The following is a 25,650-nucleotide window of genomic DNA, read 5'->3' on the forward strand; positions in this document are numbered from 1 at the left end:
AATAATGACCGAAGCCGAACTTGCTAAAGAAGTGGAATTAAAACGTAAGATTGCAGCATACGAGAAACGACAAAAGGCGCTTGGTCATTGTGAAACAGAATATAAAACTGGCGCTGAAGTTTGTGTTTCGATTTTAGATGGTGATCTAGATTGTGATGAAAATTATTCAGGTAATTATTACGATAGCTGTGAAGTTGAACTGTCTTACAAAGTCGAAACGGATTATTCTGGCAGTGCTTATATAGATGCCACTGTAAATTGTGAAGTCGAAATAGAGTATATCGGAAAAAACACATACTCCACGGATAATGAGAGTGAATCAGAACGATACTCTCATACTCTGTATGCTCACGATAGCTCAAGAAGAACGTTTGATTTTGACTTTGTTTTTGGGCTGTACGACGAAGTTAATAGTGTGAAAATATCTGAAGCAGAATGCAAGGTCACAGACGTATCTATGTATTAAGGTGTTGTTGTCTCTGAAGAGAGTTTGACCAAACGTCTGCTTTTTCAATCTTAGTTGTTCTAAGCCGCTAAGCTTTAATAACTGTTTCCGGCGCAAATAGGAAGTATTAATCCTAAGGCGTGAATGTCCGTTGTTTGTCTCAAGAAGCCTTTAACACTGTGGGGCTTAAAAGTACGTACAACTGACCTTCATAACTCTTTATCTGAATGAATAGATCTTATTCTTAAAAAAGGTGTGGCCACTAAGCTTCGTGAGAAGCAAGAATCATGGGCGTTTAATCATGGTTATAGTACCATCAGTGTAAAGTCGATGAACCGATATCGAGCAATGTTACAATTGCTAATCTCAAATGGCTATTACATATCGGGCTATGAAGATAATGGTTGCGTTGCCAGTAGTAAAATCAAATTTATCAAGTGCTTAAATGAAATAGCAGCATAAACGTTTTCATACCTTATAGCGATAGGTGAACGTCTGCTTAATGCCCTGAGCCACTCGTCAACCATATTTATCCAAGCAAAGGCGAATTCCTTTCCTTTAAAACCTTCAAATACTGCGTTTCATTGTACGGAGTATTAGTTTTCCAACAGCGGTATAAAATTCTTATCCATTTGAATGCAAGTGAGCGCACTGCTTGATGATGAGAGTTTCCTTTTTTCTTTTGCTGCTCATAGTAAAGCTGCGCCTAATAAGAGTATAGAACGGATTTTGCTGACCATTCAGTAAACGTTTGACGAATAAATTTCGAGCAACCCCATCGCCAGTGGACCCAAGCGGTTTTTCCGCTGCGCTCAGTTACAGGCGCAATGCCTGCATATTTTTGTACTTCTTGAGCACTTCCAAATCGGTTTCTGTCTTCTCCAAATGCAACCAATAATCTCGGACCAAGACATTTTCCAACACCAGGTAAAGATTCATACAATGCGGCGTCTGGCATTTCGTGGTAGATGGCTTCTATTTCTTGCTCGAATGTTTTAATCGCTGTGACAATGGGAAGTATCTGATTAGCCAGTGTTATCGCAAGCAGTTTGTTTGATTCGATGACAACACTATCGTAAGTCAACGGTGTCGCACTTTTTATCGCCTCTAAACGAGGTGATACTAATTTGGCAAAACTACCGCGAGAGGTAAGGAAGCGAGAGATTGTGTCGGGTTTTGCGCGTTTAATTCTATCCAGCGACGGCCATCGAGTAATGAATTCGACGAATAACTGCGAATCTCTATGCGTGAACCACTCGAGAGGTTGCGGGTAATATTGCTTAAGCGCATTGATAAGCCGATTTACATACCGTTTCTTTTCATCCACTAATCGACGACGTTCCTCCACCAAAAAGGCTAGTTTTCTGATTTTATCGTCAGCCATTTTAAGTGGAGTTATTTTATCTGGATAGCGAACTAACAACTCAAGTGCGATTGACGCGTCAGTTGGATCATCCTTAGCTCCACTCGGTGATAACGCTCTACGATATCGGCACAGCATCGTCGGATTAATTGGGAATAAGGTGACAAAAGAATACTTTTGCAAGGCATAGACGATTGGCCCTTTTGGCAGCTCAAGCGCAATAGCAATTTGTCCTGGGTGCTGTTGATGCAGCTCCGTAATCCACTGTTCAATAGCTTCAGCCGAGTGTTTTACAACAGCTAACTCCCTTGTACCATCAGCATACTGGATGCAAACATCATGCTTGGACGAAGCCCAATCTAATCCAATAAGAACGCTAAAATCATTTGTTCTAGACATAGTTACTCTCCCAACAGTTAACGTGTTGGATATGTCAGCTCAGTCTTTCGAAGAAAATATAGCGGCTATTCTTAAAGCAACCCCTGAGTATTCGTTTAAGACTAAGCGCACTCAGAACATCGAAAAAAAAGCGGTAAACATCGAGTGTTGTTGTCTGAGATTCGTATGAACTGAGCACATATCCTAAAAAACTACATTATCGTTTATAGGATGCGAGTGACTATAGTTTGTCTGAAGCGGTCTCGCGAGTTAGAAATATCCAACGTCCGCTAAACGCTCATTACAGCCATCGAACTGTCTTTGAGCGATGTGCCCTCTTGCCTTTTAATTCCAGATAATTGAACGGCAGGACGTAATTCAAAGAATAAACCAGTAGCTTGCGGGAGACGTTTTTACATACCCTAATCAACTATGTCGTAATAAATTTTTACTCCATCAACTTGCATATAAAAACTTACAACTCCTTGTAATTAGTAAACACTTTATACAACTGCGTTCCACTTAATACCGAAGCAGAAGGGAAGTGCAGGATAGGAATTAAATCGCAAGGGGCTTCTAGCGTCCTGCTGCCGTTGTCGGTATCTAGGTCGTCGATATTTAAAATTTGCGCTAGCGGTTCGCCTTTTTTGACGGTTTGGCCTGGTTTCGCCATGTACTCCACCATGCCGCCCCAGTTAGTATACAGGGTTTTATAGTCTTTTAAATACACGCCTAAACGCTGCATTGCTTTCGGTTTAATATCGCATTCGTGCAATACACCTTTAGCGTTTAGGTAGCTAAGAATGCTGGTGGCGTCTATTTTGCCTTCGTTAAAGTCGATCACTTCTTGGCTACCCATTTCTAGCGTGAAAGCTTCCACATTAAAGCTAATCTCGCGCTCTAAATTACTTTTTATGCTTTCTTGCAGTGTCCACCATGGGCAGAATGTCGCTTCGTCTAACGCCCCCGCAAATACGTTTGGAATAAAAATACAATGGGGGATGTTAAACAGCTTGGCGCTGTCTTTGGCATACTCGGGAATATAAACGTGACGGGTAGACACCGGGCCGTTGTGAAGATCTAGAACAAAGTCGGCGTTTACCGCCATTTGTTGTAGTTTCAGGTTTAGCTGCTGCGCCAAGCCTAAACCCCAGGGTTCGGCCAGTTTGTTGTCGATAGCATTGGAAAGATGCGCACGAAAACGTTGTTTTATGCCTTCAATAGACTCTTCGCGGGTGACCGTTTTGGCGAAATGCTTAACCGCTTCTTTATCGAAGAAATAGCCGCGGTTCCAGTTTGTGCCGTTCACAGGATCGAACCGGCCCTAATGTGTACTCACCAGCTTTAATGTTAGTTCCAATGGGATTACAGTTGGGTACTAGGATAATTTCGCCGCAAATATCCATGTCTTTTAAGCGCTGTATAAGATGGTAAATAACCACGTTGCCTTGCACTTCTGCGCCGTGAATAGAGCTTTGAATATACACGGTGGGGCCAGGGCGCGCGCCCTTCATTCGATAAATTGGCACGTTCATGTTACGGCCAGACGCGTTTTGCGCCACTACCATGTGTTTTTTTACTACTAGGGTTGTCATTTAAATCAACCTATTTTCTGTCTTGTTCTTTGTTTAAAGATGCTGCTTTTCAACACAGCTTTTATTATTCGTGCTGCGAAAGTACGTATAGTTAGCAAGCACATAGCTCGCAGTTCACGCCTTTAGGTAGCTTCCAGTTTCGCCATTCGTGCGACAAAGCATCAAACGTCATTAACGTGTTTTTAGGAATATTATCGAAATCCATCAATACTTGCATAGCTAACATGGCTTGGTAAGTACCAACAATATTTACTACTGGTGAGAATATACCTGCCTCAACACAGCTTAAATCGGGTGATTCAAATAGCTTGCGCAAGCATGCATAGCAACGGCTTTCACCGGGTATAGCTACAAAAAGCTGGCCTTCAAAGCGAATGGCTGCGCCCGACACCAGCGGGGTATTTAGTTTAAAACACAATAGATTTATTAAATCTCTTGAGTCTGTATTGTCGGTGCAATCTAGCACAACATCAGCGCCTTCTATGGCCTGTCTTAAAGCTGGTGACAGCTGACTAGTGCCCTTAGTGCTGCCGGGCGCCGAAAACGGTTCTGCCATCACGGTAATGTCGCAGTCGCTGTTTATTGCAGTAAGCCGCGCTTTAGCCGCCTCTACTTTATTTGTGCCTACATCTTTCTCGCAAAACAAGGTTTGCCTTGGAAGGTTAGTTGCCTCGACTGTATCGTGGTCAATAAGGGTAAGAGAGCCCACGCCACTGGCGCAAAGGCTAGTGGCGGCCGCGGTGCCAAGCCCACCAATACCAATGATACAAATATTGGCGTTTAGCAGCGCTTCTTGACCGTCTAGGTCCACTTTAGGAAGCACAATATGGCGGTTATAACGCATAGCCTGCTGATTAGTTAGGCTTTCAGACATAGTTTATGCCAACTTAGTTGTTGAATTCATGGCATGCACCCTTATAAAGTGATTACCAAATAGTATTTTGGCTGGTACTTTATCAAAAACCGCCAAAATGTCGCATATCAAATTAGGATTTCATATGTCAGTTGTCAGCCAACCCCTTAATATAGCCGTTCTTACTATTTCCGATACGCGCACTCTTGAAAACGACAAGTCGGGAGATTACCTGAAAGAGGCACTGACTTCGGTTGGCCATAAGCTTTACGATCGCGATTTGGTAAAAGACGATATTTATCAGCAGCGCGCGGTGGTGTCGAAGTGGATTGCCGACAAAAACATTCACGCGGTATTAATTACCGGTGGTACGGGCTTTACGCATCGCGATTCAACGCCAGAGGCCATCAGCGTATTGTTCGACAAAGAAGTGAACGGCTTTGGTGAGTTATTCCGCCAAATTAGCTATGAAGAGATTGGTACGTCTACGATTCAGTCTCGCGCGGTAGCGGGCTTTGCCAATAATACGGTTGTTTTTTGTCTGCCAGGCTCAACAGGGGCGTGTCGCACAGCGTGGGAAAAGATTATCTCTAGCCAGCTAGATGCCGACTTCAGACCGTGTAACTTCGTAAAGCATTTGGTGGAAGCATGAGTACATTTAGTCATTTAAATGCTGGCGGCGAAGCCAATATGGTAGACGTTAGCGACAAAGACGTTACCAAGCGAGAAGCCACAGCAGAAGGGTTCTTGTACGTAAGCGAAGACGTAATTCGCCAAATCTCAGAAGCAAAAATTGCAAAAGGCGATGTATTCGCTGTTGCCCGAGTAGCGGGTATTCAAGGGGCGAAACGCTGCGCCGATCTTATTCCTCTTTGTCACCCATTGGCATTGTCGAAGGTGGATATTAATTTTGACATTCAAGCTGAACAAAACCGAATTAAAGCCACCTGCTATTGCAAGCTAAGCGGTAAAACCGGTGTTGAAATGGAAGCACTCACGGGTGTTAATGTGGCGCTGCTAACCTTATTTGATATGTGTAAAGCCATCGACCCAGCTATGCATATGGAAGGGATACGAGTACTTGAGAAAAAAGGCGGTAAGACTGGCCACTGGCAGTCTGATACCTAGTTTTTATAAAGGCCAGTGAACTAAAAAAGTAACGTGCATAAAGCGTACACGCACTCGAAAAGCCACGCACTTTAGGCGCAATGCATTTTCGAGGCTTAAAAAGATCAATCAGCGCGCACAAAGCGACCTTAACAAAGTACATAACAGGCAAAGCATGCAGGTAACGGTAAAAACATTCGCACAAACCAGAGAGATTACGGGAGAGGACAATATCGCGCTCAATGTAAGCGACAACAGCACGATTGAAGCCGTAATATCTCAGCTTAAGACGCGCAGTGACAAGTGGGCATTAGCCCTAGAAGGCAGTGTGCTCACTGCCTGCAATCAAGAACTCTGCGACCTGCAAACCGTACTCAGCAACGGCGATGAGCTGGCGCTATTTCCACCTGTGACAGGGGGCTAGTTATGTTTGCGCTAGTTCAAGTTGAAGATTTCGACCAGGGCGAGCTTTACGCTAGGCTAAAACAGTCGGCAGATGAAAAAGCCCGAGGCAACACGGGTGCTATCGTTACCTTCACTGGCTTAGTGCGAGATTATAATAATTCTGGCGATATAGATGGTATCGAATTAGAACACTATCCCGGTATGACCGAAAAGGCATTAATGCTGCTACTTGGGCAAGCTGTAGATCGTTTCGAACTTAATAGTGCTGGCGCTCTGCACAGAGTAGGGCGCATATACAATAACGAACAAATTGTATGGGTAGGTGCTGCCGCTCCCCATCGACAAGCCGCATTTGACGCGGCCAGCTATTTGATGGACATGCTTAAGCAATCTGTTCCCCTTTGGAAGAAAGAGTTCAAGGGCGATAAATCTGAGTGGGTTGCGGCAAAAGCGTCTGACGATAAAGCGGCACTTAAGTGGATGCATAAAAAGTAATGTTTTTTTCTTTAGCAATGCGACTTTCAAGCTTTGTTAACTTGGCCATGCTTATTTTGGTAAGTGTTAGTGCAAGCGCAAGCCCAAGTGTAGCCCCAGGCGTTATGGCTTTTTCCAGTTCTGCAGTGCATGCAACCGGCTTTGAGCCAGTAAATGCTTTTACTAGTGAAAGTAGCGACAGCGATGTCGGTGAGCAAAGCGGTTCAGTTGTTTTCAAGCGCGACGAAAAAATCAACGTGGCTGTTGCGGCAAACTTCGCAAAGCCACTAAAAAGTATCGCTAAGCAGTTTACCGAGCTTACCGGTATAGAGGTAGCGGTAACCGTATCTTCTAGCGGTACTTTGTATGCGCAAATTCAGCATGGTGCTAGCTTCGACGTGTTTTTATCTGCAGATCGCGCAAGGCCGCAAGCCTTGGTTGATAACAACGTAGTTCACCACGGCAATCTGGTGGACTACGCTAAAGGCAAGCTGGCGTTTGTCTATACTGGCGACTTATCAAGTGAAGCATCGCACGAGGCATCTAGCGAAAGAAATTGCAAAGAAATCGCGGGCTCATCTACGGAAGACACAGCTGCACAACTAAACGTTCAGCTTACCGATTGCTTGTCTAAGCAGCTTGTTCAATTAATGGAAAACCCACAAAACAAGGTAGCTATCGCGAACCCTAAATTGGCGCCCTATGGTGACGCGGCTCAGCAGGCGCTGCAAAACTTGTCTCTATGGCAACAGTTTTTACCTCACCGAGTAATGGGTAAAAACGTGCTACAAACTTTGCAGTTTTATACTACCGGCAGCGTGAAAGGCGCGTTCGTTGCCTACTCATTAGCTTTAGATTTACCTTCAAATTTTGCAACTACCGGTAACACCAAGATTGCTGATTCCACCACTGTTATCGTTCCAGTACCAGAAACCTTGTATCAACCCATTGTTCAGTCGTTGGTGGTTAACAGTAAAACAGCAGCTTCACTATTACCGAATCTGTTCGAACCACGTCCGATCAAAAATGCGATAGCGCCAGTTAACGAGCCCGCTCACAAAGACGACGTTGAAACAACCAGGGCATTTAATTTGGCAGACGCTAATGGTGTGTCATCACCCAGTCTGTTTGTTCAATATTTAATGTCGCAAGGGGTGCAGCATAGTTTAATCGAATGGGGTTACGAACCCACCATAGCATCAGGCGTTGGTATCTAAGTATGCTCACAGAATTTTTTGGAGCATCGTCACTAGAGGCCATATTACTTACCTTAAAGCTGGCCTTTATAACCAGTGGTTTGTTGCTGTTATTTGCATTGCCGCTAGCGTGGTTTTTAGCAAACTGGCAGAGCAAAGCTAAGCCTTTGGTTATGTCTGTGCTTGCATTGCCTTTAGTGTTACCACCAACTGTGCTGGGGTTCTATCTGCTTATTGCTTTTTCGCCGCAAAGTGTATTGGGGCAGGGGTGGCAAAGCCTAACGGGGAGCAATTTAGCATTTAGCTTTGAAGGTTTGGTATTAGGCTCTGTGATTTACTCACTTCCTTTTGCCTTACAGCCCTTGTATAGCGGCTTTTCGCAATTAGATAATCGTTATCTAGATGTGGCAAAAACACTGGGTTTTTCAGCCAGTGAAGCCTTTATCAAAATTGTGCTGCCTTTGAGCAAAGCTCCTATTGTGGTAGCGCTAGGCTTAAGCTTTGCCCATACCATAGGCGAGTTTGGCGTAGTATTAATGATAGGTGGCAATATTCCAGGAGAAACTCAAGTGCTGTCTATTGCGCTATATGAACAGGTAGAAGCGCTCGAATATGACAACGCACACAACCTTGCACTGGCCCTACTGATATTCTCATTCGTGATGCTCGCGGCGCTCTACCGTTTTAACGGTCTCACCTCTAGCGATGAGGCGCGTTAACGTGCAAATATCAGCGCTACTACCTAATCGCATTGACGCTAAAATTTCACTTCAGCCCCATAGCCGATTTATTGGGGTTACAGGTCCGTCTGGTGCGGGGAAAAGCAGCTTGTTTCGCGCCCTAGCTGGTGTAGAGAAAAGCGCAAAAGTGCAAACGCCGTGGGCTGATAAAAAAGTCGGTATCGTGTTTCAGCAGCCTATGCTATTTCCCCACACCGATGTGCGTGGCAACTTGGCCTTAGCACAGCGCCACGCAAGCTCGAATGCTCTGTCTATTGAGGAGAGTTTGCGCGGATGTTGCAGCGAGCATTTGATCGACAAACCGGTTCAAGCACTTTCGGGTGGAGAAGCTCAGCGGATAGCGATCGCAAGAGCCTTGGTAAACGGCCCTAATGTGTTATTGCTAGATGAATCGTTAAGCGCGATTGATATCTTCACTCGCCGCAAAATTTATCAATTTTTAAATAACCTATGTGTGACAGGGCAGCTTACCTGCTTTGTTATTTCTCACGATTTAGACGACCTTGCCTTATTTAGTGACGAACTAATTTATATTGATAAAGGCCATGTCGAGCTTTGTGGAAAAACGCGCGATGTTTTGGCTACAGCCTATGAGAAAGACGGGCTTGCGACGCCTTCTAGCGTGCTTGAAGGGGTTAAACTTGTATTACCAAGGAAAGCTCTCGATAGCAATCAGTCGCAAAATGCCGCTATTGGCTCTAAAAACGGTAGCGATGCGCAACAAAGTCAAAATATTCCGCCCTTACAGGGTAACGAGCAGTGTCAGACGGAAAACGGAATTGAGCGTGTTGAGGTAGCGAGGCAAGAGATATACGTTACTACAGAATCTTTGTCTTATTTGCCTCAGCAAAGCGATGGGCAGACTCCGGTTCGGTTTGCGGTTAAATCCTGTGATGTAAGTATCGATACCAACTTCACTGAATTTGGTACTGCCAGTACAAGTAGTATTTTAAATGCGTTGCCGTGCGTTATATCTAGTATCGAGTATGTATCGTTTCCACTTACCTCTTCAGAAGGCGCTGCAAATATCACTCAAACTGAGCGAGATACTACAAAAAGCGCCAAAGTATTGCTAACACTCAATGTACTCGATAGCACCCAGAACCTCTACGCCAGCATCAGCTATATTTCCCTTAAGCGTCTTAAACTTGTAAAGGGTATGCAAGTAATTGCGCGTTTCAAATTGCCATAATTTTAGATGGCCTTGGAGTAGCTACTCAGTGTTTCGCTGTTATTCAAGTAGGCGTCGAATCGCGCACAGATTGCACGTATATAAATTCGCGCCGATTCTGGCACTCGAATATACTTGGATGTAATCTCAATAAGCCCATCTTGATTCATCTCTGCAAGATTATCTAAAGCTGAAGCAAAGTACTCATCGAATTTGATATGGTGTTTGCTAGCAATTGCTTGTTTATCCACCACTAGATTGCACATCAGGCTAGCAATCACATCTTTGCGTATAAGATCGTCTACCGTGAGTGAAAGCCCAACCTTTGAGCAGGGTAGGTGATAGTCTAAGCGGCTATAGTATTCCTTTAGATCTTTAGCATTCTGCGCAAATGCATTACCTACAGTGCTAATGGCTGATACGCCGAACCCTACAAGATCAGCGTCGCCACGTAAGGTATACCCTTGAAAGTTTCGGTGAAGTACACCTTTATTTTTGGCAATGGCTAATGAATCTTTGCTTAGGGCAAAGTGATCAAAGCCAATCATTTCATAACCGATGCTCGTAAAGCTTTTAACGGCAAGGTCGTATAACGACGCTTTTTGTTCACTGCTTGGCAGTGTTTCTTCCGCAAATTTGCGCTGCGCGGCAAATCGTTCGGGCAGGTGGGCGTAGCTAAAAAGCGAGATGCGGTCTGGCATCATGGCTTTCGTGGCGGCAATAGTTGAAGAAAATGTGTCTAGTGATTGGTTTGGTAAACCGTATATTAAATCCAAATTAACTGAGTCAAAACCCAGCGAGCGTGCTTCAAACACTAAGTCGGCAATGTGCGATGTACTTTGCACGCGATTAATCGTTTTCTGTACATTGTAGTCGGTGTCTTGCAAGCCAAAGCTGATGCGCGTGTAACCTAAACATTTTAAATTTTGAAGATAGCGTTTATCTATATTTCTGGGATCTAACTCAATAGATAGCTCAGCCCCTGCCTCAAACGTGAAATGTTTCTTAAGCAGATACATTAAATAGGTATGTTGAGTCTTGCTTAGAAAACTCGGGGAGCCGCCACCTAAATGGAGGGAAACCACGCGCCTACCTTCTGTCAAATAACGTTTAGACAAAATTTCTTTTTCTAGATAGTCTAAATATTCGTCCGCTTTTTCGTTATGACGCGTCACCATTTTGTTGCAGCCACAGTAGTAACATAGCGTCTTGCAAAACGGGATATGCACGTACAAGCTTACATCAGGTGCTTTAGAATTAGCTAATGCTTGTGGTAATGGGTCAATTTGCAATTGTTCAAACTCAAGTGCAGTGGGATAAGACGTATAACGAGGAGCATTAAGCGCATATTTGGTAATAGTCGATACGGCTTTTTGTTGTAAAGTGGTAGTGTTATTCATAGGTTTGCACTTGTCTTTAGATGTATAGGCGCGAATTCAGCGTTATGGTTTAAGCTTATGTGATTGCTAAGGTATATGATTTGATCTACTTCAAGGTTTTGGCGTTAAACCTAGCTATTGTCTTACTTTTCCCTGTTGTTTTGATGCAAGCACTGTGGGTGCGCAAAAAGACTGCTGTGCTGCCAGAACCCGAAGGAGAGCGTGTACTAACTTCAGTGCAAGGTTCGTCGTTACCACCCACTAATTTACTGGTGGTGGGTGATTCTGCAGCGGCTGGGGTAGGCGCTTTAACGCAAGAAAGCGCGCTAACCGGTTTATTGTATGCAAGCCTTAGCCAAATCGGCCCAGCCCGTGTGTCGCTACATGCCAAAACAGGGTTTAAAAGTGAAGATGTGCTTAGTCTTCTGCGAGATCTCCCCTCCGAAAACTTCTCGTCTGCGCTTATTTCTATAGGTGTTAACGATGTCACTAAATTTGTGTCACTAAAGCGGTGGCAGCAAAATATTGATGCCATCAGTGCGCTATTAATAGATAAATTTGGCTGTGAAAGAATAGTGTTTACAGCACTTCCACCAATCCACTGCTTTCCTGCGCTTCCGCAGCCATTACGGGCATTGTTAGGCTGGCGAGCATTACTTTTAAACCAAGCTCTGGTTAAATCCGTAACAGCATGTTCTAACGCAGAAATACTCTATGTCACCGCGCTTAACGTAAGGGGGACTGTTGTCGACATACAGCAAAGTGGCTTAATGGCTGAAGATGGCTTTCATCCGTCTTCTAAAGGTTATGAGATGTGGGCGCGTTTAGCTTTAGACAGACTCACGCCCATTCATCAGGCCGATATAAACGGTTCAGAAAAGACGTTGTAAAACCAACGGGCGACAAAGAAATAATCACTAAATGGGGTTGAAGTTTCTTTTTGTAACCTTATCTAAGCCCTTATAAATTCACGACTTCAATAAAGCGAGTCCTATTATGGCAGCAAGTGAGCAAGGTGCACAGGGTGTACAGAAAGTAACGGTTAATATGGTATCTGATGTGGTATGCCCATGGTGTATTGTGGGGTATCAGCGGTTGCAAGAAGCGATAAAAACTCTTGATAATATTGAAGTAGATATCAAATTCCATCCTTTTGAGTTAAACCCTAATATGCCGGCAGAAGGACAAAACCTTCGTGAGCACATTATGGAAAAATACGGCATTAGCGAGCAGCAAAGTGTGGAGAACCGAGAGCGACTTGTACAAGCAGGTGAAGAGTTGGGTTTTGCATTCAATTTTACTGACGACTCCCGTATGCAGAATACGTTCAAAGCCCATCAGCTTATTCACTTTGCTTCACAAAACGACCTTGAAGAAGAAATGAAGCTCAGCTTGTTTAACGCCTACTTCACTGATGGTAAAGACGTGAACGATCTTGGTGTTCTAGTAGAGTTGGCAGAGTCTGTAGGCCTTGATAAAACCGAAGCTGAAGCAGTAATTAAAAGTGAAAAATACGCGCAAGTAGTGCGGGAAGAAGAGACCCTTTGGATGCAGCGCGGAATTCAAAGTGTACCTACATTTGTGATTGGCAATCAGGGCGTAGCAGGTGCGCAAGAGCCTGCAACATTGGCTGCATTTATTTCCCAAGCAGCATCGCAGCAATAAGCAGGTTAGACAGGTTTAAGGTAAGTATGAGTAATCACGTTAACCAATTGCTAGCGCAGTGGCTTCCACTTAAGAACAAGCACAAATGGGTGTTAGGGTTTATTTTTAAAACAGAAGGCTCATGCTATCGCAAAGCCGGCGCCATGATGCTGTTTAGTGACGCCGGGCACCAACTTGGCATTTTAAGCGGCGGCTGCTTGGAAAGTGACATCGTTAAAAAAGCCCAGCGCGTAATGACTGACGGCGTTAGCCGTACTGCGGTTTATGACGATGAAGATGAAGAAGATATTGCTTTCAAGCTAGGTGTTGGATGCGGCGGTGTAGTGCATTTGGCACTCGTGCCAGTCAATGAAAGCAATCAGTACTTATCACTGGATGTGGTCAGCGAAGTCTTATCAAAAGGGAAGGCGTGTGATTGGCGCTGCGCTGTAGACGGTACATTGGGTGAATGCACGGAATTAGAAGACCATACAGCTAAACCTAGAAAGGCTATATTAGAGACAATTGACGGCAGGCGTACACTGTCGGTTTTGATGTTGCCGCCTATTCACCTTCTTGTTGTTGGCGGAGGGTACGACGCTACCTTTATGACCAAGCTTGCTAGTTTGCAAGGCTATTTGGTAAGCCTTTGGGACCCAAGGCCAGCACAAGCAAGACTTGAACACTTTCCCGAAGTGAATTACTTAATTGAAGACCCGTCTACGGAAGGCTTACGTCTTCACATGGGCGAACATAATATTCAAGCGGCGGTGCTTATGTCCCATCACCGCGAAATTGACGCAAAAGCGCTGCAGGTACTAAGCAAACAGTCATTAACCTATACAGCAATGCTTGGTCCTCTGCACCGTAAGCAGGAAATAATGGATCTAGCTGGGCTTGGCGATACCAACTTTACCCAGTATTTCGCAAGCCCCGCTGGCTTTGACATCGGTGGTGAACTACCAGAGCACATAGCACTTTCTGTTATTGCACAGTGCCATGCGGTGTTTCATACTAAACCTGCGCATTTGAACCGTTAGAAAGACTTTCTGAAGGTAACACCAAAGCTTCTAGGTGCGCCTGGGTAAGCCATGATTTTACCGGTTTGCACTGGCACATCAAACCCGCTTCGCGCAACGTACTCTTCGTCGAATACGTTGCGCGACCATGCAATGATTTCGCTATCCCATTGTGGAATAGTGAAGCTTACACGGACGTTAAACAGTGAAAAATCGTCTGAGTATTTATACGGGTCGTTGGCATCGTCAAGAAATACATCACCCGTGTATTGGTAATCAATACTTGCAGAGGCAGGGTATTTGCCAATTTCAAAGTAGTGATTCAGCATAAGAGATAGTGAGTTCTGAGGCTCGAAGCCTACGCGGTCTCCGTCTCTTGAGCAGAACGGGTCATTAGGCTCCACACGGCCCGGGTCGTCAATGCCCGTGTGCCACGTGTACGCTACCCAACAGGTACCGCGTTTAAACTCATCAAAGTTAGCTAGTGTGCGGGAGGCAACGGCATGTAATTCGGTGTTTTCTGTTACTAGCCATGTGGCTTCAAGTTCTACGCCTTTAACTATGATATCGCCCGCATTTTGCAAGTTAAAACCTGTTCCGGTAAAGGTCGTCGCTTGAAAGTCGCTAATTTGTGTGTAGTGCGCAGCGGCATTTACCCGAATACCATGTTCTTTGAAATCGTGTTTAACGCCTATTTCAGCACTTCGTGATTTTTCAGCGTCAAACAGCGGGCTAAGTGAAGGCAAGATCCTGTCTGTATTCGTCCCGCCTGCTTTGTAACCAGTGGCTAAGCTGGCGTAGGTTAACGTGTTGTTGTTGGGGTGATAAGCCAGTTTTACTGTGCCTGTCAGCTGGGAATCATCAAGCTGCTCGTTTAAATCAGGGCGAGGCATAACCGCTGCCGAGCCTAAGAAAAAGTACCCCCAGCCTGCCTGCTGAAAAGGTGCGATGGCATTCAGTGATTCAGCTGACGGTGCTTGGCCGACAGTCAAGGCTGCAGCAATGTCTTGTAAACCTTGTACTGCACGCCCGATATTAGGCCATTGCGCAGGGTTTTGACTTAGCCCATCAATACCGGGGCCTCGTTCGTCATAAGCTCCGTCAATAGATTTTTCTTCACGGGTATAGCGTAAGCCAGTGGTAAGCGTAAAATTACGGTTTAGCAGCCAATCGAACTGAGAGAATAAAGCAATGCTGTCTTGCTCTTGATTAGCCGTGTGTACAAAAGCGGTTCCAGACGGGGCTGGCGCTGCAGCAGGCGCAATAAAACCGGATGTAATTGCAGAAAATTCGTTGATAGCGTTAGCTAGCGGCAGCAGGTCAGGCGCAGCGGCATTGAAAAATACGCTAAAATCACCTTGCGTTGTAGTATCGAAGGTTAAGTCTAAGTTTTGGCTGTAGTAATAAGCACCTATTAGGGCCGCGTACGTCATCACTGCTGTAATGCAGCCTGACTTCTTGAGAGAACGATTGCTGTCTGGCATCGTTTGTCGCAGTAAGCAGGTCGACATCAGAAAAGTCAGTATCAACAGTATCCAAGCTATCAAACGCACGATATGCGCTAATACTTATAAAATTCCATGCTTTGTTTAATGCTACATCTACCTGAATTGATACTCCTTTATCTTCCATTTTTGAAAGGGGAGCCTGCGACAATGATGTCTTATAATTATAAAAGTCCTCGCGCCCGTAGATGGTGGCGTTGAATGGCGGTTGAAGTAACACTGCATCAGTGCCGAATTTACCCGCTAGGTCATTGGCCTGAATATTATTTTGAAACGTCAGTGCGCCGCAGCACCGTTCGTCTAGCTCTCCGTAATCGGCAATTAATCTTACGCTGACGTTTTTTGTTGGTGTGTAAAGTAGCTGCGCTTTTACCGCAGACCGGTTACGGTTGTTCAAGCTTTGCCCGCTAACCTCATCGATGATGAAGCCGTCGCCATGTGAACTAAAGCCGGAAACTCGCATGGCGAGAATATCCTCGATAAGCGAAAACGACGATCCAGCACTCAAGCGAACCAAGTCGTCATTGCCAATAATGGCTTCGGCAAACCCGTCGCGTTCGTCATGTGAAGGTGCAACCGTAGTTAACGTCATCGCGCCAGCAGCGGTATTCTTACCAAATAAGGTGCCCTGTGGCCCGCGTAACACTTCTATAGATTCAATATCAACAAGATCGCTAATTAATGCATTCTGTCTGGAGCGGTAAACACCGTCAACATACAGTCCTACCGATGACTCGAAGCCAAAGTTTTGAGAAGAAGTACCTATACCCCGAATAGAAAAGCCTGAATTAGTCACACTTTGGTTTTGAAACGCACCAAAAGCAGGTACGTAGTTTTGCAAATCGAACATATCGCGACTAACGGTTTCAACCAAGTCTTGCCCTGAAAGTACAGTAACAGCAACGGGAACCTCCTGCAGATTTTGTGACGTTTTCTGTGCTTGAACTACTATGTGTTCCAGTGCCTTGTTCGCAGGTTTTATTCGTTCGCCATCGTAGATATTTGCTTGGGCGTTAACAGAGCTAGCAGAAAATACAAGCGCAGTTAAAATGCAGTAAGTGATAGGGTTTATAGTTGCTCTTACATTTGCAGAAAGGTAGGGCAAGGCGTATGTAAGTGACTTCATTTTAGGTCTTATTATAGTTCAGAAGCTAAACGCCTCTAGCCAAACTTATCACGACAAAGTCGCGTCCATGTGCGCGCAGTCCCTTACATTCGGTCGTCTCTACTCCAATAAGACGTCTTGATTGCCTGTTAAGTAGACAAATAAAGCGAGCACATTCCACGCAATTGAAACGTATATGTCAAGTTTTGTTCAAAACATTTGCTAAAAGAGCACAGAAGGCAGGTGCATAGTTTCACATGATGCATACTCATTCAAAATATTAATTAAACTTATACTGCCGTTTTACTTAGTATGTGATTTGAAATGATTAACATATTCATAACATCAGGCGGCGGTATGACAGACATCTATTTAGTACGCCATGGCCAAGCGTCTTTTGGGCAAGCGAACTATGACAAACTTAGCGAGTTAGGTGGGCAACAAGCTATCTGGCTTGGTGATTATTTTAAGCATCGCAACATTCAGTTCGATTCGGTATTTTCTGGTGATATGGTTCGCCATCACGAAACTAAAGAGGGTATCGCGAAAGGTATAGCATCTAACGAATACGCATTGCCTGATGCAACAGTCAACAGCGCGCTCAACGAATTTAATTTCCAAGCGGTGGCCAAAGCGTATTTAACACGATTTCCCGAAGCGAAGGTGCCAGAAGGCGCATCGCCCTCCGAATACTACCGACTGCTTAAAAAGGCAATGATAGCTTGGTCTGAAGACCAGCTAGCTCATGAATTGTTAGATGAAACTTGGGAACAGTTTGAAGGCCGTGTCCACTCCATGCTTGCTCATCTTAAAACGGCAGACGCTAAAAGAGTACTGGTCGTTAGCTCGGGTGGCGCTATTGCCATGATGCTGAAACACATCCTCGGCTACGATGCTAAAACGGTTGTGAATATGAACTTACAAATTCGCAATGCCAGCTTTTCACAATGCTTCGCCAATGCGCGAGGTGTACATTTAAATAACTTCAACAGCGTACCTCACCTGGATGTGATAGACAGGTTACACGCCATTACCTACAGCTAAATGGGGCAGTTATGAACTTTGAGTATAATGAGAAGACCCAAGCGCTTTTAGAAAAGCTAAAAGCGTTTATGAAAGAAGAAGTGTATCCAATTGAAAAAGAGTACATTCATGCCGTAGAAAATGGCTCAGCCAATAATGGTGAAGGTCGTTGGAAAACGCCGCAAATGATGCAGACGTTAAAGCAACGTGCCAAAGAAGCGGGTCTTTGGAATTTGTTCTTACCTGAAGAGTATAAGCCTTATGGTGCAGGTCTAACTAATGCTGAGTACGCGCCGCTCTGCGAAGAAATGGGGCGTGTGTTGTTTAGTGCGGAGATTTTTAACTGTAGTGCCCCGGATACAGGCAACATGGAAGTGTTAGCCAAATACGGTAACGAAGAGCATAAAAAGCAGTGGTTAGAGCCGCTTTTAAACGGAGAAATACGCTCCGCTTTCGCGATGACTGAGCCTGCAGTGGCATCGAGTGACGCGACAAACATCGAAACGTCTATTACACGCGATGGTGACGAGTATGTAATAAATGGTCGTAAATGGTATACCAGCGGCGCAATGAACGAAAACTGCAAGATAATGGTGGTAATGGGCAAAACTGATTTTGATGCTCCTCGTCACCAACAGCAGTCTCAAATTTTAGTGCCAATGGATACAAAAGGCGTAACTATAGTGCGGCCTATGGCAGCGATGGGCTACTACGATGAGCCAGTAGGTCACGCTGAAGTTTTGTTTGAAGATGTCCGCGTACCGGCCGAGAACTTATTGCTAGGAGAAGGTCGCGGTTTTGAAATTGCCCAAGGTCGTTTAGGGCCCGGTCGTATTCACCACTGCATGCGCCTTATTGGCTGTGCACAGCGTGCTTTGGACATGGCATGTGAACGTGTTGAACAGCGTGTTGCCTTTGGTAAGCCTTTATCAAAGCAGCAGTCGATAAGAGAAAATATTGCTCAAATGCACTGCGATATTGAACAGGCACGTTTGCTGACATTAAAAGCGGCAGACAAAATGGATCGCTACGGTAACAAGGTGTCTAGAGACATAATTGCAGCTATCAAAATTGTAGCGCCCACAATGGCATGTAAAGTTATAGACCAAGCCATTCAAATGCATGGTGCTGCCGGAACCAGTCAAGACTTCGTGCTATCTGCGATGTATGCGTATGCGCGCACAATAAAGTTAGCAGATGGCCCAGATGAAGTTCACATGATGCAGCTTGGACGCAATTTAATTGCTGAAAAAAACGCATAAGGAGTAAGTGTGCCAAACGACAAAGCTAATGCGCCACACGCGATAGACTTAACGGCGCTTAATGAATACTTATCTTCTGCGTGCCCAAGTGTTGGGCACGTTGAAAGCGCTGAAAAATTTGCAGGCGGACAATCGAACCCTACATTTAAGCTAACCACGGATAATGGCGTTTATGTATTACGTCGCCAACCGCCGGGTAAGTTACTGAAATCTGCGCACGCGGTAGACAGAGAGTTCCGCGTTATTAATGCCTTGCAGGGCTCAAAAGTGCCAGTGCCTAAAGCGTACCACTTATGTGAAGATACTAGCATTATTGGCAGCATGTTTTACATAATGGCGTTTGTAGAGGGGGAGATTTATTGGAACAGCGCGTTACCGGAAGTAGAGTCTTCTGCGACACGCGGTGCAATGTACGATGAAATGAATCAAGTTCTTGCTGCGCTTCATAGTGTCGATATTGAAGGTGCTGGCTTAAGCGATTACGGCAAGCCTGGTAGCTACTTCGAGCGTCAATTAAGTAGGTGGACAAAGCAGTATCGAGCATCTGAACTTGAGCATATTGAAGAGATTGAGCGTCTTATTCAGTATCTAGAAACTAATTTGCCTGAGGACGATGGCCAAGTGTCGCTAGTTCACGGTGATTTTCGCTTAGACAACATGATGTTTGATATGTCTGATACTGATAATCCGCAGGTGGTTGCAGTATTAGACTGGGAACTTTCAACCTTGGGTCACCCCTACGCCGATTTGGCTTACCAGTGTATGCAGCTGCGTTTGCCTTCTGACATTGCCCACGCCGCTGGTTTAGGTGGGCTTGATAGAAAACAGTTAGGTATACCTACAGAAAGAGAGTATATCGATGCATACTGCGAGCGCAGAGGTATTGCGGCCATTAATAACTGGACCTTCTATTTGGCATTTAGTTTTTTCCGTTTGGCCGCTATTTTACAAGGTGTAGTGAAGCGCGCTCACGATGGCAATGCGTCAAGTGAAAAGGCTATGCAGCTGGGGGCAATGGTGCGACCGCTTGCTCAAATTGCAAATCAAACCATACACCACAGCGAATAAACGCCACTTAACGTATTTAATGACATGCCATGCTATTTACAGCGGGCACGTCGAACATAGAAACTGGAGACAGTATGAAAGCAATTGTATGCGAATCTTTCGGGCCACTTGATGACCTTCAATTAAAAGATGTGGCAGACCCAGTAGTTAAGAAAGGCCATGTGGTGGTGAACGTAGAAGCCGCAGGCGTTAATTTTCCAGATGGTTTATTAGTTCAAGGCTTGTACCAAATGCAGCCAGACTTCCCATTTGTCCCTGGTAACGAAGTGGCGGGTACTATAAGCGAAGTAGGCGAGGGCGTAAGCCACCTAAAAGAAGGGCAGCGAGTTATCGCGCTCTCTAACTTAGGTGGTTACGCAGAAAAAGCGCTAATCCCAGCTACGCATGTCATGCCGTTACCCGATCCGATTCACGTAAACGAAGGGGCTGCCCTTGTAACTGCCCATGCAACAGCCCATCACGCTTTGAAACAACGGGCAAAGCTGCAGCCCGGCGAAACGTTGGTTGTAACCGGTGCTGCTGGTGGTACTGGCTTAGCAGCTGTGCAAATAGGCAAGATAATGGGGGCTAAAGTTATTGCCGTTTGTTCAACTGAAGAAAAGCTAGCCCTTGCCAAAGAGTATGGCGCTGATGTTTTAATTAACTACAAAGAAAAAGACCTAAAAGAAACGCTGAAAGAGGTGACTGGCGGGAAAGGCGCTGACGTAGTTTATGAATGCGTTGGTGGCGATACCTTCCACGCTTGTAGTCGCAGTATGGCTTGGGAAGGGCGTTTACTCGTTGTAGGCTTTGCGGGTGGTGAAATTCCAAAGTTCCCAGTAAATCTTGCTCTAGTTAAAGGCTACTCGGTCATGGGCGTATTTTGGGGCTCATTCACTCAGCACGATCCGAAGGGGTTCGCTGAGAATATGCAAGAGCTGCTTACGTGGTACGTGCAAGGAAAAGTTAAAGTTGTGGTTGATGAAGCCCTGCCATTAGAACAAGCGACCAAAGCTATGGCGAAGGTTATGAACCGAGAGGTAAAAGGTAAGATGGTACTTGTGCCTTAACGCTGCAGGCACGACTAAAAGGTAAACTAACGTGAAAAGCCTGACTCTTCTATGGTTCAGGCTCTTTTCGTGAATCTTTGAGCAATAGTTATTCAGGAACTAGCTCTACGTTGAACTCTCTGGTCAACACATGGCACAAGTCTTTACCAATGCCTAAATTATCTACCTGATAGTCTTGATAACCCTGCTTTTGTACTGTGAGGGTGTAAAAGCCAGAACGTTCGTCAAGCATTGCAATTAAACCGTCATCTGCACAATCCGTATCATCAACCATAACAGTTTCAGAATACGCTTCTTCCATTGCAGTAGCCGTAACGCCACATGCAATCGGCATTTGCGTTGTTTGATCTGTTACCGAAAGCAAGAGGCCATCTTCTACCGTTGCTGTACAAGCCACATCGCCTTCGGCAACAAGGTTGCTAATTGTTAGGGTATATTCGTCGTCAGCTGTTTGCTCGTTGATATCCACGTTAATTTCGGTCGGGTAGCCGAGTTCAGGGTCGTATTTTACCGATAGCGATTCTGCGCGACTTTCTTCTAATGCAATAAGTTGAAACAAGCTATCAATGCTTTCTGTAGTTGCATCATCTAAGGGTAAGGCAATATTGCCTTCAATAATAGTTTGAGAGGTGACCTGGCTGCCTTCTACCAAGACTAAGCGAGGTAGCGTAGTTTCTTCGGTGCAAAAACATGATACTTGATACTCAAACTGATAAGTGTCGATGTTCTCGGTTTCCCACTTTGCGCGATTAGCGTTCAGGTCGTCGAGTACATCGTTTGAATCGCTACCACCGCAGCCTAATAAGAGCGTAGTAGCAGAAATCACCGTAGCAATACGTAAAATAGAAATCATAACTTTCCTTGTTTTTTATTTTTCATAATTAGCCGCGATAATAGGTTTCGCGGCAGTTTTGTGGCAATTAGAAATAAAAAAGCGGCTTTGCACTTCACATAATACAAAACCGCTATAAAATTTATATTAATATAATTGATGTAAAAGTAAACAATTTCACTCAAGAACGTTGTGACGCTGACTTATTCCATAAGCCACATTCGGGCGCTTCTTCCTGGTATATAGAACTTGTGCCACTGAGTGGTAATATATTGCACATCGTTACTTAACGTATCGCGGTAGTTTCTGTGCCACCATAGATCGTCTGTTGATGTATCTACCCAAATATCTTGGCCGTTTGCGCATTTATTAATACCCACAAGACCCTGATGATCACGCCTGAAGAAAATAATGCAGTCGTTATGACTTAGCACTTGCATGCCACTGCCCTGAACACTGTTATGAAATTTAACCATACCCTTGATGTCATCTCGCTTGTATAAATCTACCCAGCGATTATCACCACTTTCATTGTTATCTGAGTACAGTAGTGGAACACCACCATCACGCCCTAGTACATAGGCATTTGCCAAATACTCGTCGGTAGGATCAAGTAACTGGTAGCGGAAGCCGTCGTTTAGAGGTATGTCGTGGGTAATACTAAACGTGATGGCTTTCTCGCCTGATAAAGCCTGACCGTATGCACTTGGGTCAGCTAAGGCACTCATCGAGCCACCGAAGCTAAATGCACTGCGTATTTGCGCGAAAAGCGGGAAGTCGTAGGCCGAGTGACCTGTTGCTGACAAATAAGGTGCAAGGAAGTTATCATACTCACTAGAGCCTGCACCGCCTGTGGTAATTATTTCTCCGAAAACATGTACGTCGTTTTTGATATTGCTGTCGAACACCGCGTTTATATGATAGTTGGTCATATGCTTTGCAGCATCAACGCGAAAACCAGTAACACCCATGTCTTTTAATGCCTGAAGATACGCTTTTTGTTGGACTACTACCCAATTATTGGGGTCTAGGTCGGGCAAACCAGGATCTGGCGCCGCTCCACATAACCTATTGTACTGAACATCACCAACGTTGCTGTAGTTACTGATGCACTTAGGGCCACCTTGATCATACGTACCGTGGAAGTCTCCACCTCCAAAAAGGCCGCTACTTACATCACCGAATAATGTAATGCCATTGTAGTATCCCTGATTTGAAGAGTATTGTTGTAGTACTTCACTTCCGGGGTAGTTCAAGTCTGAACGTTTCCATGCTTCATTCGCCATATGATTAAAGACAATATCCGCATAGGTCTCTACACCTTTGGCATTTAATGCACTTACCATCGCTTGAAAGTCAGCAGTGTCACCGAGAGGGTTGTCAATAACTCGATAATCTTGTGGTTGATATCGCGCCCACCACTGATTACCTGTTGATTTATAAGCTGGCGAAACAAGTACTTTCTTGTAACCTAGGTCTGCAATCTCTTGCGCTTTTGCGGCAACATCGTCGTAGGTCCAGTTAAACGCGTGTAGGATAACGTCTGCATGGCTGTTATAACTTGGCGTACTCAATACGACACTTATTAATAAACCTGCTGCATGTTTCTTCATCTTCATAGTGTGATCTCTTTCAGAAGGGAACGGATAAAAGATGATATTTATATTTACAATTTATTAACCACTGATAAACAAGTTGCATACGTATTCATGTTTTTTATTGGTTAAGAAAAAAGTGCTTTTTGATTAATATAGGTTGCTTACTAAGAGGTGTGCGTAAGGTGTAATGAACGGCAGAGAGCAGCGCCCCCTGATTGTTGTGCACGGGGGCGGTCCATTTTGAAGGTTATAACGACATATCGCCTAAAATAATGTTCTCCGCGAAACTTTCGTATGCATCGCCAATTTGTTTGGCTGTGTCATCAGGGAATGTGTGAAAATCTTCACTTTCTAGCGCTTCTGCTATCGCGTTTGCAACAACTTCTGGTCCGGGAGCATCATCAAAGCCCGCATTTTTACCCATGTCAGTTCCAATAGGGCCTGGGTGGATACTAATGACTGCTACTCCTTTTTCAGATAGTTTTTCACGCAAGCCTTGGGTCAACGAATAGGTTGCTGCTTTAGATGCGCAGTACGTTGATATGTCGCCAAACGTTTTAACTGATGCGATTGAATTAAGTTGAACAATGGCACCTTTGTTTGCAACCAATGTCGATTCAAATGCTTGTGCAACATGAATTAAACCAAACACGTTCACTTCAAACTCACTACGAAGTGCGTCTTCAGCATTCTCGCTTAACGGTGATTCATGCTTCATAATCCCCGCGTTATTGATAACAATGTGAGTATCAGTTGCTTTGTCAGCGAGGCTTTTTACTGACGCTTTGTCAGTAACGTCGACTTGCAGAGTTTCTACTTTATCTGCGTATTTGTCATGAAGATGAGTAGTTGATTCAGTATCGCGTACTGCCAGATAGACCTTGCTCACGCCTTTATCGAAAAGAGCGTCTACAGTTGCCTCTCCAATCCCACGATTTGCACCTGTAATAAGCGCTGTCTTACCTTGTAAATCCATAATGTAGTACCTCCATTTAGTTACAGTCATAGGTTCCTTCCTAAAAATAGAGGTAAAAGATCACATATATAGCTAAGTGAAATCAGGCATGGACCCACTAACGTCAAAGTTATTAGCTTTACTTGGTTGTTGAACTATAAAATTGAAAGCCGATTAAGCCTTCACATTTTAAAAGCGAGTAAAACTACTTATAGTCGATGTTTTCATGGTATTTTTGCCGTTAAATTTCGCGGCGTATAGCGCTTCGTCAGCGATGGATAAAATATCATGCGCTGGGTCTTCAGTTACTTCGATACCAGGTAAGATGTTTACTATCCCAAATGAGCAAGTTGTACTAAATGTGTGCTCTTTTGAAACAAATATTGTGGACGAAATTTCTTGGCGAATTCTCTCTACAATATTATCAGCATTAAGAGAAGCGTGCTCACTGGTAAACAAGATTACAAATTCATCGCCGCCCAAACGTGCAATACAGTCACTCGGACTCAAATATTTTTTTACAATCTGAGTGATGTTCTTCAACAATACATCACCACTGGAATGACCGTAGTTGTCGTTGATATTTTTAAAATTATCAACATCAAATATGCATACCACTAATCGATTTATGTCGCTATTTTTAATCCTAAAAATGGCATCATTTAGCTTTACTTCTAAAAAACTACGCGAGAGTGCTTGAGTTAAATGATCGTACATCAATCGATTGTTGAGCGTACGTCTTTCTTTATAAAGTCCATCAATGTGAAGCACTAGAACCCATGCGATGGTGCTGGTAACTACAAAAGAGCCAAGCCATGTGAGCGGTGGAAGGTCGATAATTTCGATACCGGTTAGGGTATCGCCAATACCGGTTATAAGCCATAGAGTGTTAGCTAAAAGTAACAGTAGAATAGGGCCGCTTTCTTCAAGTCTTGAGCGCTGCCGGACAAAAACTCGAACGAGTATATATATGCAGTACGATCCCAATACTAAAATCCAAAGACCCCAGATTTCGAAAAGTAGCCCGTACTTTAGCCCGGTATAGTACCTAGACGTAGCATAAAAGGCGTTGTCTAAAAAATAGGGGCTAGGTATTGCAGTTAAAAGAGAAAATATTCCGCAAACGACATAACACCATTTCAATAAATACGGAGCTTTGTACTTATAAAAAGCAAGATAAAAATGCAGGCTGGTGACTAGAGTGAACATAGCCCCAATAATGGTAAGTCTATTTGAAACACTAAGAGCAAAAAGATTCTCACCTGCATTGACCAGTACACCAAAAGCCCCGAAGAAAATTGAACTTATGAAAGCCGAAAGAGCAAATAGGAAATAGTACTTAACGGGCTCTTGGTGGTGGAAAGTTAAGCGATAATAGAGCAAAGCAAAAAAAAAGCTCATCAGCAAGCAGATGCTAGATGTCACAAAAAGCGGAAGCGACAATGTGTTGATCATGTTATAGCTATTTTCCTGAACGAGCTCAT

At 44.4% G+C, this 25,650-nt stretch carries 21 protein-coding genes and 3 pseudogenes; 15 read left to right on the forward strand and 9 right to left on the reverse strand.

The features are described from left to right. Positions 1 to 4 precede the first annotated feature (4 nt). A complete protein-coding gene (locus tag D1814_RS15980) occupies positions 5 to 466 on the forward strand; it encodes a hypothetical protein (protein ID WP_118494226.1) in 462 nt (153 codons plus the stop codon). A gap of 508 nt (positions 467 to 974) precedes the next feature. On the opposite strand, the pseudogene D1814_RS15990 reads toward D1814_RS15980, so the two are convergent. The 3 genes and pseudogenes from D1814_RS15990 to D1814_RS16000 form a co-directional block, all read right to left on the reverse strand. After that, a pseudogene (locus D1814_RS15990) lies at positions 975 to 2,207 on the reverse strand (IS110 family transposase). 454 nt (positions 2,208 to 2,661) lie between these two features. Continuing rightward, positions 2,662 to 3,781: pseudogene (locus D1814_RS15995) on the reverse strand (succinylglutamate desuccinylase/aspartoacylase domain-containing protein). A gap of 91 nt (positions 3,782 to 3,872) precedes the next feature. Beyond that, a complete protein-coding gene (locus tag D1814_RS16000) occupies positions 3,873 to 4,655 on the reverse strand; it encodes a HesA/MoeB/ThiF family protein (RefSeq protein ID WP_118494229.1) in 783 nt (260 codons plus the stop codon). A 124-nt stretch (positions 4,656 to 4,779) separates the two neighbouring features. Between D1814_RS16000 and moaB the strand changes: the two genes are divergently transcribed. The 7 genes from moaB to D1814_RS16035 all read left to right on the forward strand — a co-directional run bounded on the left by moaB (position 4,780) and on the right by D1814_RS16035 (position 9,748). Beyond that, positions 4,780 to 5,286, forward strand: a complete 507-nt coding sequence (gene moaB, locus D1814_RS16005) for a molybdenum cofactor biosynthesis protein B (protein WP_118494234.1) — start codon at positions 4,780 to 4,782, stop codon at positions 5,284 to 5,286. Next, positions 5,283 to 5,762: a cyclic pyranopterin monophosphate synthase MoaC gene (gene moaC / locus D1814_RS16010; RefSeq protein ID WP_118494237.1), complete on the forward strand. Its 480-nt coding sequence runs from the start codon at positions 5,283 to 5,285 to the stop codon at positions 5,760 to 5,762. Before moaB ends, moaC begins: the two co-directional genes overlap by 4 nt. A gap of 154 nt (positions 5,763 to 5,916) precedes the next feature. Then, a complete protein-coding gene (locus D1814_RS16015) occupies positions 5,917 to 6,165 on the forward strand; it encodes a MoaD/ThiS family protein (RefSeq protein ID WP_118494240.1) in 249 nt (82 codons plus the stop codon). A gap of 2 nt (positions 6,166 to 6,167) precedes the next feature. After that, entirely contained in the window at positions 6,168 to 6,641 is a 474-nt protein-coding gene (locus D1814_RS16020) for a molybdenum cofactor biosynthesis protein MoaE (protein WP_118494243.1), read from the forward strand. Next, positions 6,641 to 7,837: a molybdate ABC transporter substrate-binding protein gene (gene modA / locus D1814_RS16025; RefSeq protein ID WP_118494246.1), complete on the forward strand. Its 1,197-nt coding sequence runs from the start codon at positions 6,641 to 6,643 to the stop codon at positions 7,835 to 7,837. The genes D1814_RS16020 and modA overlap by 1 nt, the downstream gene beginning before the upstream one ends. Positions 7,838 to 7,839: 2 nt before the next feature. Beyond that, positions 7,840 to 8,535, forward strand: coding sequence for a molybdate ABC transporter permease subunit (gene modB, locus D1814_RS16030; RefSeq protein WP_118494249.1), 696 nt, complete (start codon positions 7,840 to 7,842; stop codon positions 8,533 to 8,535). A 1-nt stretch (position 8,536) separates the two neighbouring features. Next, the gene (locus D1814_RS16035; protein WP_118494252.1) at positions 8,537 to 9,748 is read left to right on the forward strand and encodes an ATP-binding cassette domain-containing protein; all 1,212 of its coding nucleotides are present in this window, start codon (positions 8,537 to 8,539) and stop codon (positions 9,746 to 9,748) included. 2 nt (positions 9,749 to 9,750) lie between these two features. Here the strand turns inward: D1814_RS16035 and hemN are convergent, their stop codons facing one another. Continuing rightward, a complete protein-coding gene (gene hemN / locus D1814_RS16040) occupies positions 9,751 to 11,127 on the reverse strand; it encodes an oxygen-independent coproporphyrinogen III oxidase (RefSeq protein ID WP_118494256.1) in 1,377 nt (458 codons plus the stop codon). 80 nt (positions 11,128 to 11,207) lie between these two features. Here hemN and D1814_RS16045 point away from each other — a divergent pair, with 80 nt between their 5' ends. The 3 genes from D1814_RS16045 (at position 11,208) to D1814_RS16055 (ending at position 13,790) form a co-directional block, all read left to right on the forward strand. Then, positions 11,208 to 11,996, forward strand: a complete 789-nt coding sequence (locus D1814_RS16045) for an SGNH/GDSL hydrolase family protein (RefSeq protein WP_118495416.1) — start codon at positions 11,208 to 11,210, stop codon at positions 11,994 to 11,996. 106 nt (positions 11,997 to 12,102) lie between these two features. Further along, entirely contained in the window at positions 12,103 to 12,771 is a 669-nt protein-coding gene (locus D1814_RS16050) for a DsbA family oxidoreductase (RefSeq protein WP_118494259.1), read from the forward strand. A gap of 26 nt (positions 12,772 to 12,797) precedes the next feature. Further along, complete coding sequence (locus D1814_RS16055) at positions 12,798 to 13,790, forward strand: XdhC family protein (RefSeq protein WP_118494262.1); 993 nt, start codon at positions 12,798 to 12,800, stop codon at positions 13,788 to 13,790. On the opposite strand, the pseudogene D1814_RS19820 reads toward D1814_RS16055, so the two are convergent. Beyond that, a pseudogene (locus D1814_RS19820) lies at positions 13,787 to 16,400 on the reverse strand (TonB-dependent receptor). The gene D1814_RS16055 and the pseudogene D1814_RS19820 overlap by 4 nt on opposite strands. 336 nt (positions 16,401 to 16,736) lie before the next feature. On the opposite strand from D1814_RS19820, the gene D1814_RS16065 reads away from it, so the two are divergent. From D1814_RS16065 to D1814_RS16080, 4 genes are all read left to right on the forward strand, one after another. Further along, positions 16,737 to 17,423: a histidine phosphatase family protein gene (locus D1814_RS16065; RefSeq protein WP_118494265.1), complete on the forward strand. Its 687-nt coding sequence runs from the start codon at positions 16,737 to 16,739 to the stop codon at positions 17,421 to 17,423. Between the two features lie 11 nt (positions 17,424 to 17,434). Next, entirely contained in the window at positions 17,435 to 18,664 is a 1,230-nt protein-coding gene (locus D1814_RS16070; protein ID WP_118494268.1) for an acyl-CoA dehydrogenase family protein, read from the forward strand. A 9-nt stretch (positions 18,665 to 18,673) separates the two neighbouring features. After that, a complete protein-coding gene (locus D1814_RS16075) occupies positions 18,674 to 19,732 on the forward strand; it encodes a phosphotransferase family protein (RefSeq protein ID WP_118494271.1) in 1,059 nt (352 codons plus the stop codon). Positions 19,733 to 19,806: 74 nt separating this feature from the next. Beyond that, positions 19,807 to 20,781, forward strand: a complete 975-nt coding sequence (locus D1814_RS16080) for an NADPH:quinone oxidoreductase family protein (RefSeq protein WP_118494274.1) — start codon at positions 19,807 to 19,809, stop codon at positions 20,779 to 20,781. Positions 20,782 to 20,869: 88 nt separating this feature from the next. On the opposite strand, the gene D1814_RS16085 is transcribed toward D1814_RS16080, so the two are convergent. The 4 genes from D1814_RS16085 to D1814_RS16100 form a co-directional block, all read right to left on the reverse strand. Beyond that, positions 20,870 to 21,634 (reverse strand): DUF6174 domain-containing protein, encoded by a 765-nt coding sequence (locus D1814_RS16085; RefSeq protein ID WP_118494277.1) that lies wholly within the window; start codon positions 21,632 to 21,634, stop codon positions 20,870 to 20,872. A 182-nt stretch (positions 21,635 to 21,816) separates the two neighbouring features. Then, complete coding sequence (locus D1814_RS16090; RefSeq protein WP_118494280.1) at positions 21,817 to 23,232, reverse strand: alpha-amylase family protein; 1,416 nt, start codon at positions 23,230 to 23,232, stop codon at positions 21,817 to 21,819. A 226-nt stretch (positions 23,233 to 23,458) separates the two neighbouring features. Further along, positions 23,459 to 24,217: an SDR family oxidoreductase gene (locus tag D1814_RS16095; RefSeq protein ID WP_232368908.1), complete on the reverse strand. Its 759-nt coding sequence runs from the start codon at positions 24,215 to 24,217 to the stop codon at positions 23,459 to 23,461. Between the two features lie 138 nt (positions 24,218 to 24,355). Continuing rightward, positions 24,356 to 25,621 carry a GGDEF domain-containing protein gene (locus D1814_RS16100; RefSeq protein ID WP_118494286.1) on the reverse strand — a complete coding sequence of 422 codons (1,266 nt, stop codon included), beginning with the start codon at positions 25,619 to 25,621 and terminating at the stop codon, positions 24,356 to 24,358. Positions 25,622 to 25,650: the final 29 nt, after the last annotated feature.

Source organism: Alteromonas sp. BL110, from assembly GCF_003443615.1.
Classification (GTDB): Bacteria; Pseudomonadota; Gammaproteobacteria; order Enterobacterales; family Alteromonadaceae; genus Alteromonas.

Excerpts from the sequence above, each read along its gene's own strand:
- D1814_RS16085 (WP_118494277.1), bottom strand. The coding sequence starts at position 21,634 with ATGATTTCTATTTTACGTATTGCTACGGTGATTTCTGCTACTACGCTC.
- moaB (WP_118494234.1), top strand. The coding sequence starts at position 4,780 with ATGTCAGTTGTCAGCCAACCCCTTAATATAGCCGTTCTTACTATTTCC.
- D1814_RS16015 (WP_118494240.1), top strand. The coding sequence starts at position 5,917 with ATGCAGGTAACGGTAAAAACATTCGCACAAACCAGAGAGATTACGGGA.
- modA (WP_118494246.1), top strand. The coding sequence starts at position 6,641 with ATGTTTTTTTCTTTAGCAATGCGACTTTCAAGCTTTGTTAACTTGGCC.
- D1814_RS16020 (WP_118494243.1), top strand. The coding sequence starts at position 6,168 with ATGTTTGCGCTAGTTCAAGTTGAAGATTTCGACCAGGGCGAGCTTTAC.
- modB (WP_118494249.1), top strand. The coding sequence starts at position 7,840 with ATGCTCACAGAATTTTTTGGAGCATCGTCACTAGAGGCCATATTACTT.
- D1814_RS16000 (WP_118494229.1), bottom strand. The coding sequence starts at position 4,655 with ATGTCTGAAAGCCTAACTAATCAGCAGGCTATGCGTTATAACCGCCAT.
- D1814_RS16090 (WP_118494280.1), bottom strand. The coding sequence starts at position 23,232 with ATGAAGATGAAGAAACATGCAGCAGGTTTATTAATAAGTGTCGTATTG.
- D1814_RS16100 (WP_118494286.1), bottom strand. The coding sequence starts at position 25,621 with ATGATCAACACATTGTCGCTTCCGCTTTTTGTGACATCTAGCATCTGC.
- D1814_RS15980 (WP_118494226.1), top strand. The coding sequence starts at position 5 with ATGACCGAAGCCGAACTTGCTAAAGAAGTGGAATTAAAACGTAAGATT.
- D1814_RS16065 (WP_118494265.1), top strand. The coding sequence starts at position 16,737 with ATGACAGACATCTATTTAGTACGCCATGGCCAAGCGTCTTTTGGGCAA.
- D1814_RS16055 (WP_118494262.1), top strand. The coding sequence starts at position 12,798 with ATGAGTAATCACGTTAACCAATTGCTAGCGCAGTGGCTTCCACTTAAG.
- D1814_RS16050 (WP_118494259.1), top strand. The coding sequence starts at position 12,103 with ATGGCAGCAAGTGAGCAAGGTGCACAGGGTGTACAGAAAGTAACGGTT.
- D1814_RS16080 (WP_118494274.1), top strand. The coding sequence starts at position 19,807 with ATGAAAGCAATTGTATGCGAATCTTTCGGGCCACTTGATGACCTTCAA.
- moaC (WP_118494237.1), top strand. The coding sequence starts at position 5,283 with ATGAGTACATTTAGTCATTTAAATGCTGGCGGCGAAGCCAATATGGTA.
- D1814_RS16070 (WP_118494268.1), top strand. The coding sequence starts at position 17,435 with ATGAACTTTGAGTATAATGAGAAGACCCAAGCGCTTTTAGAAAAGCTA.
- hemN (WP_118494256.1), bottom strand. The coding sequence starts at position 11,127 with ATGAATAACACTACCACTTTACAACAAAAAGCCGTATCGACTATTACC.
- D1814_RS16095 (WP_232368908.1), bottom strand. The coding sequence starts at position 24,217 with ATGACTGTAACTAAATGGAGGTACTACATTATGGATTTACAAGGTAAG.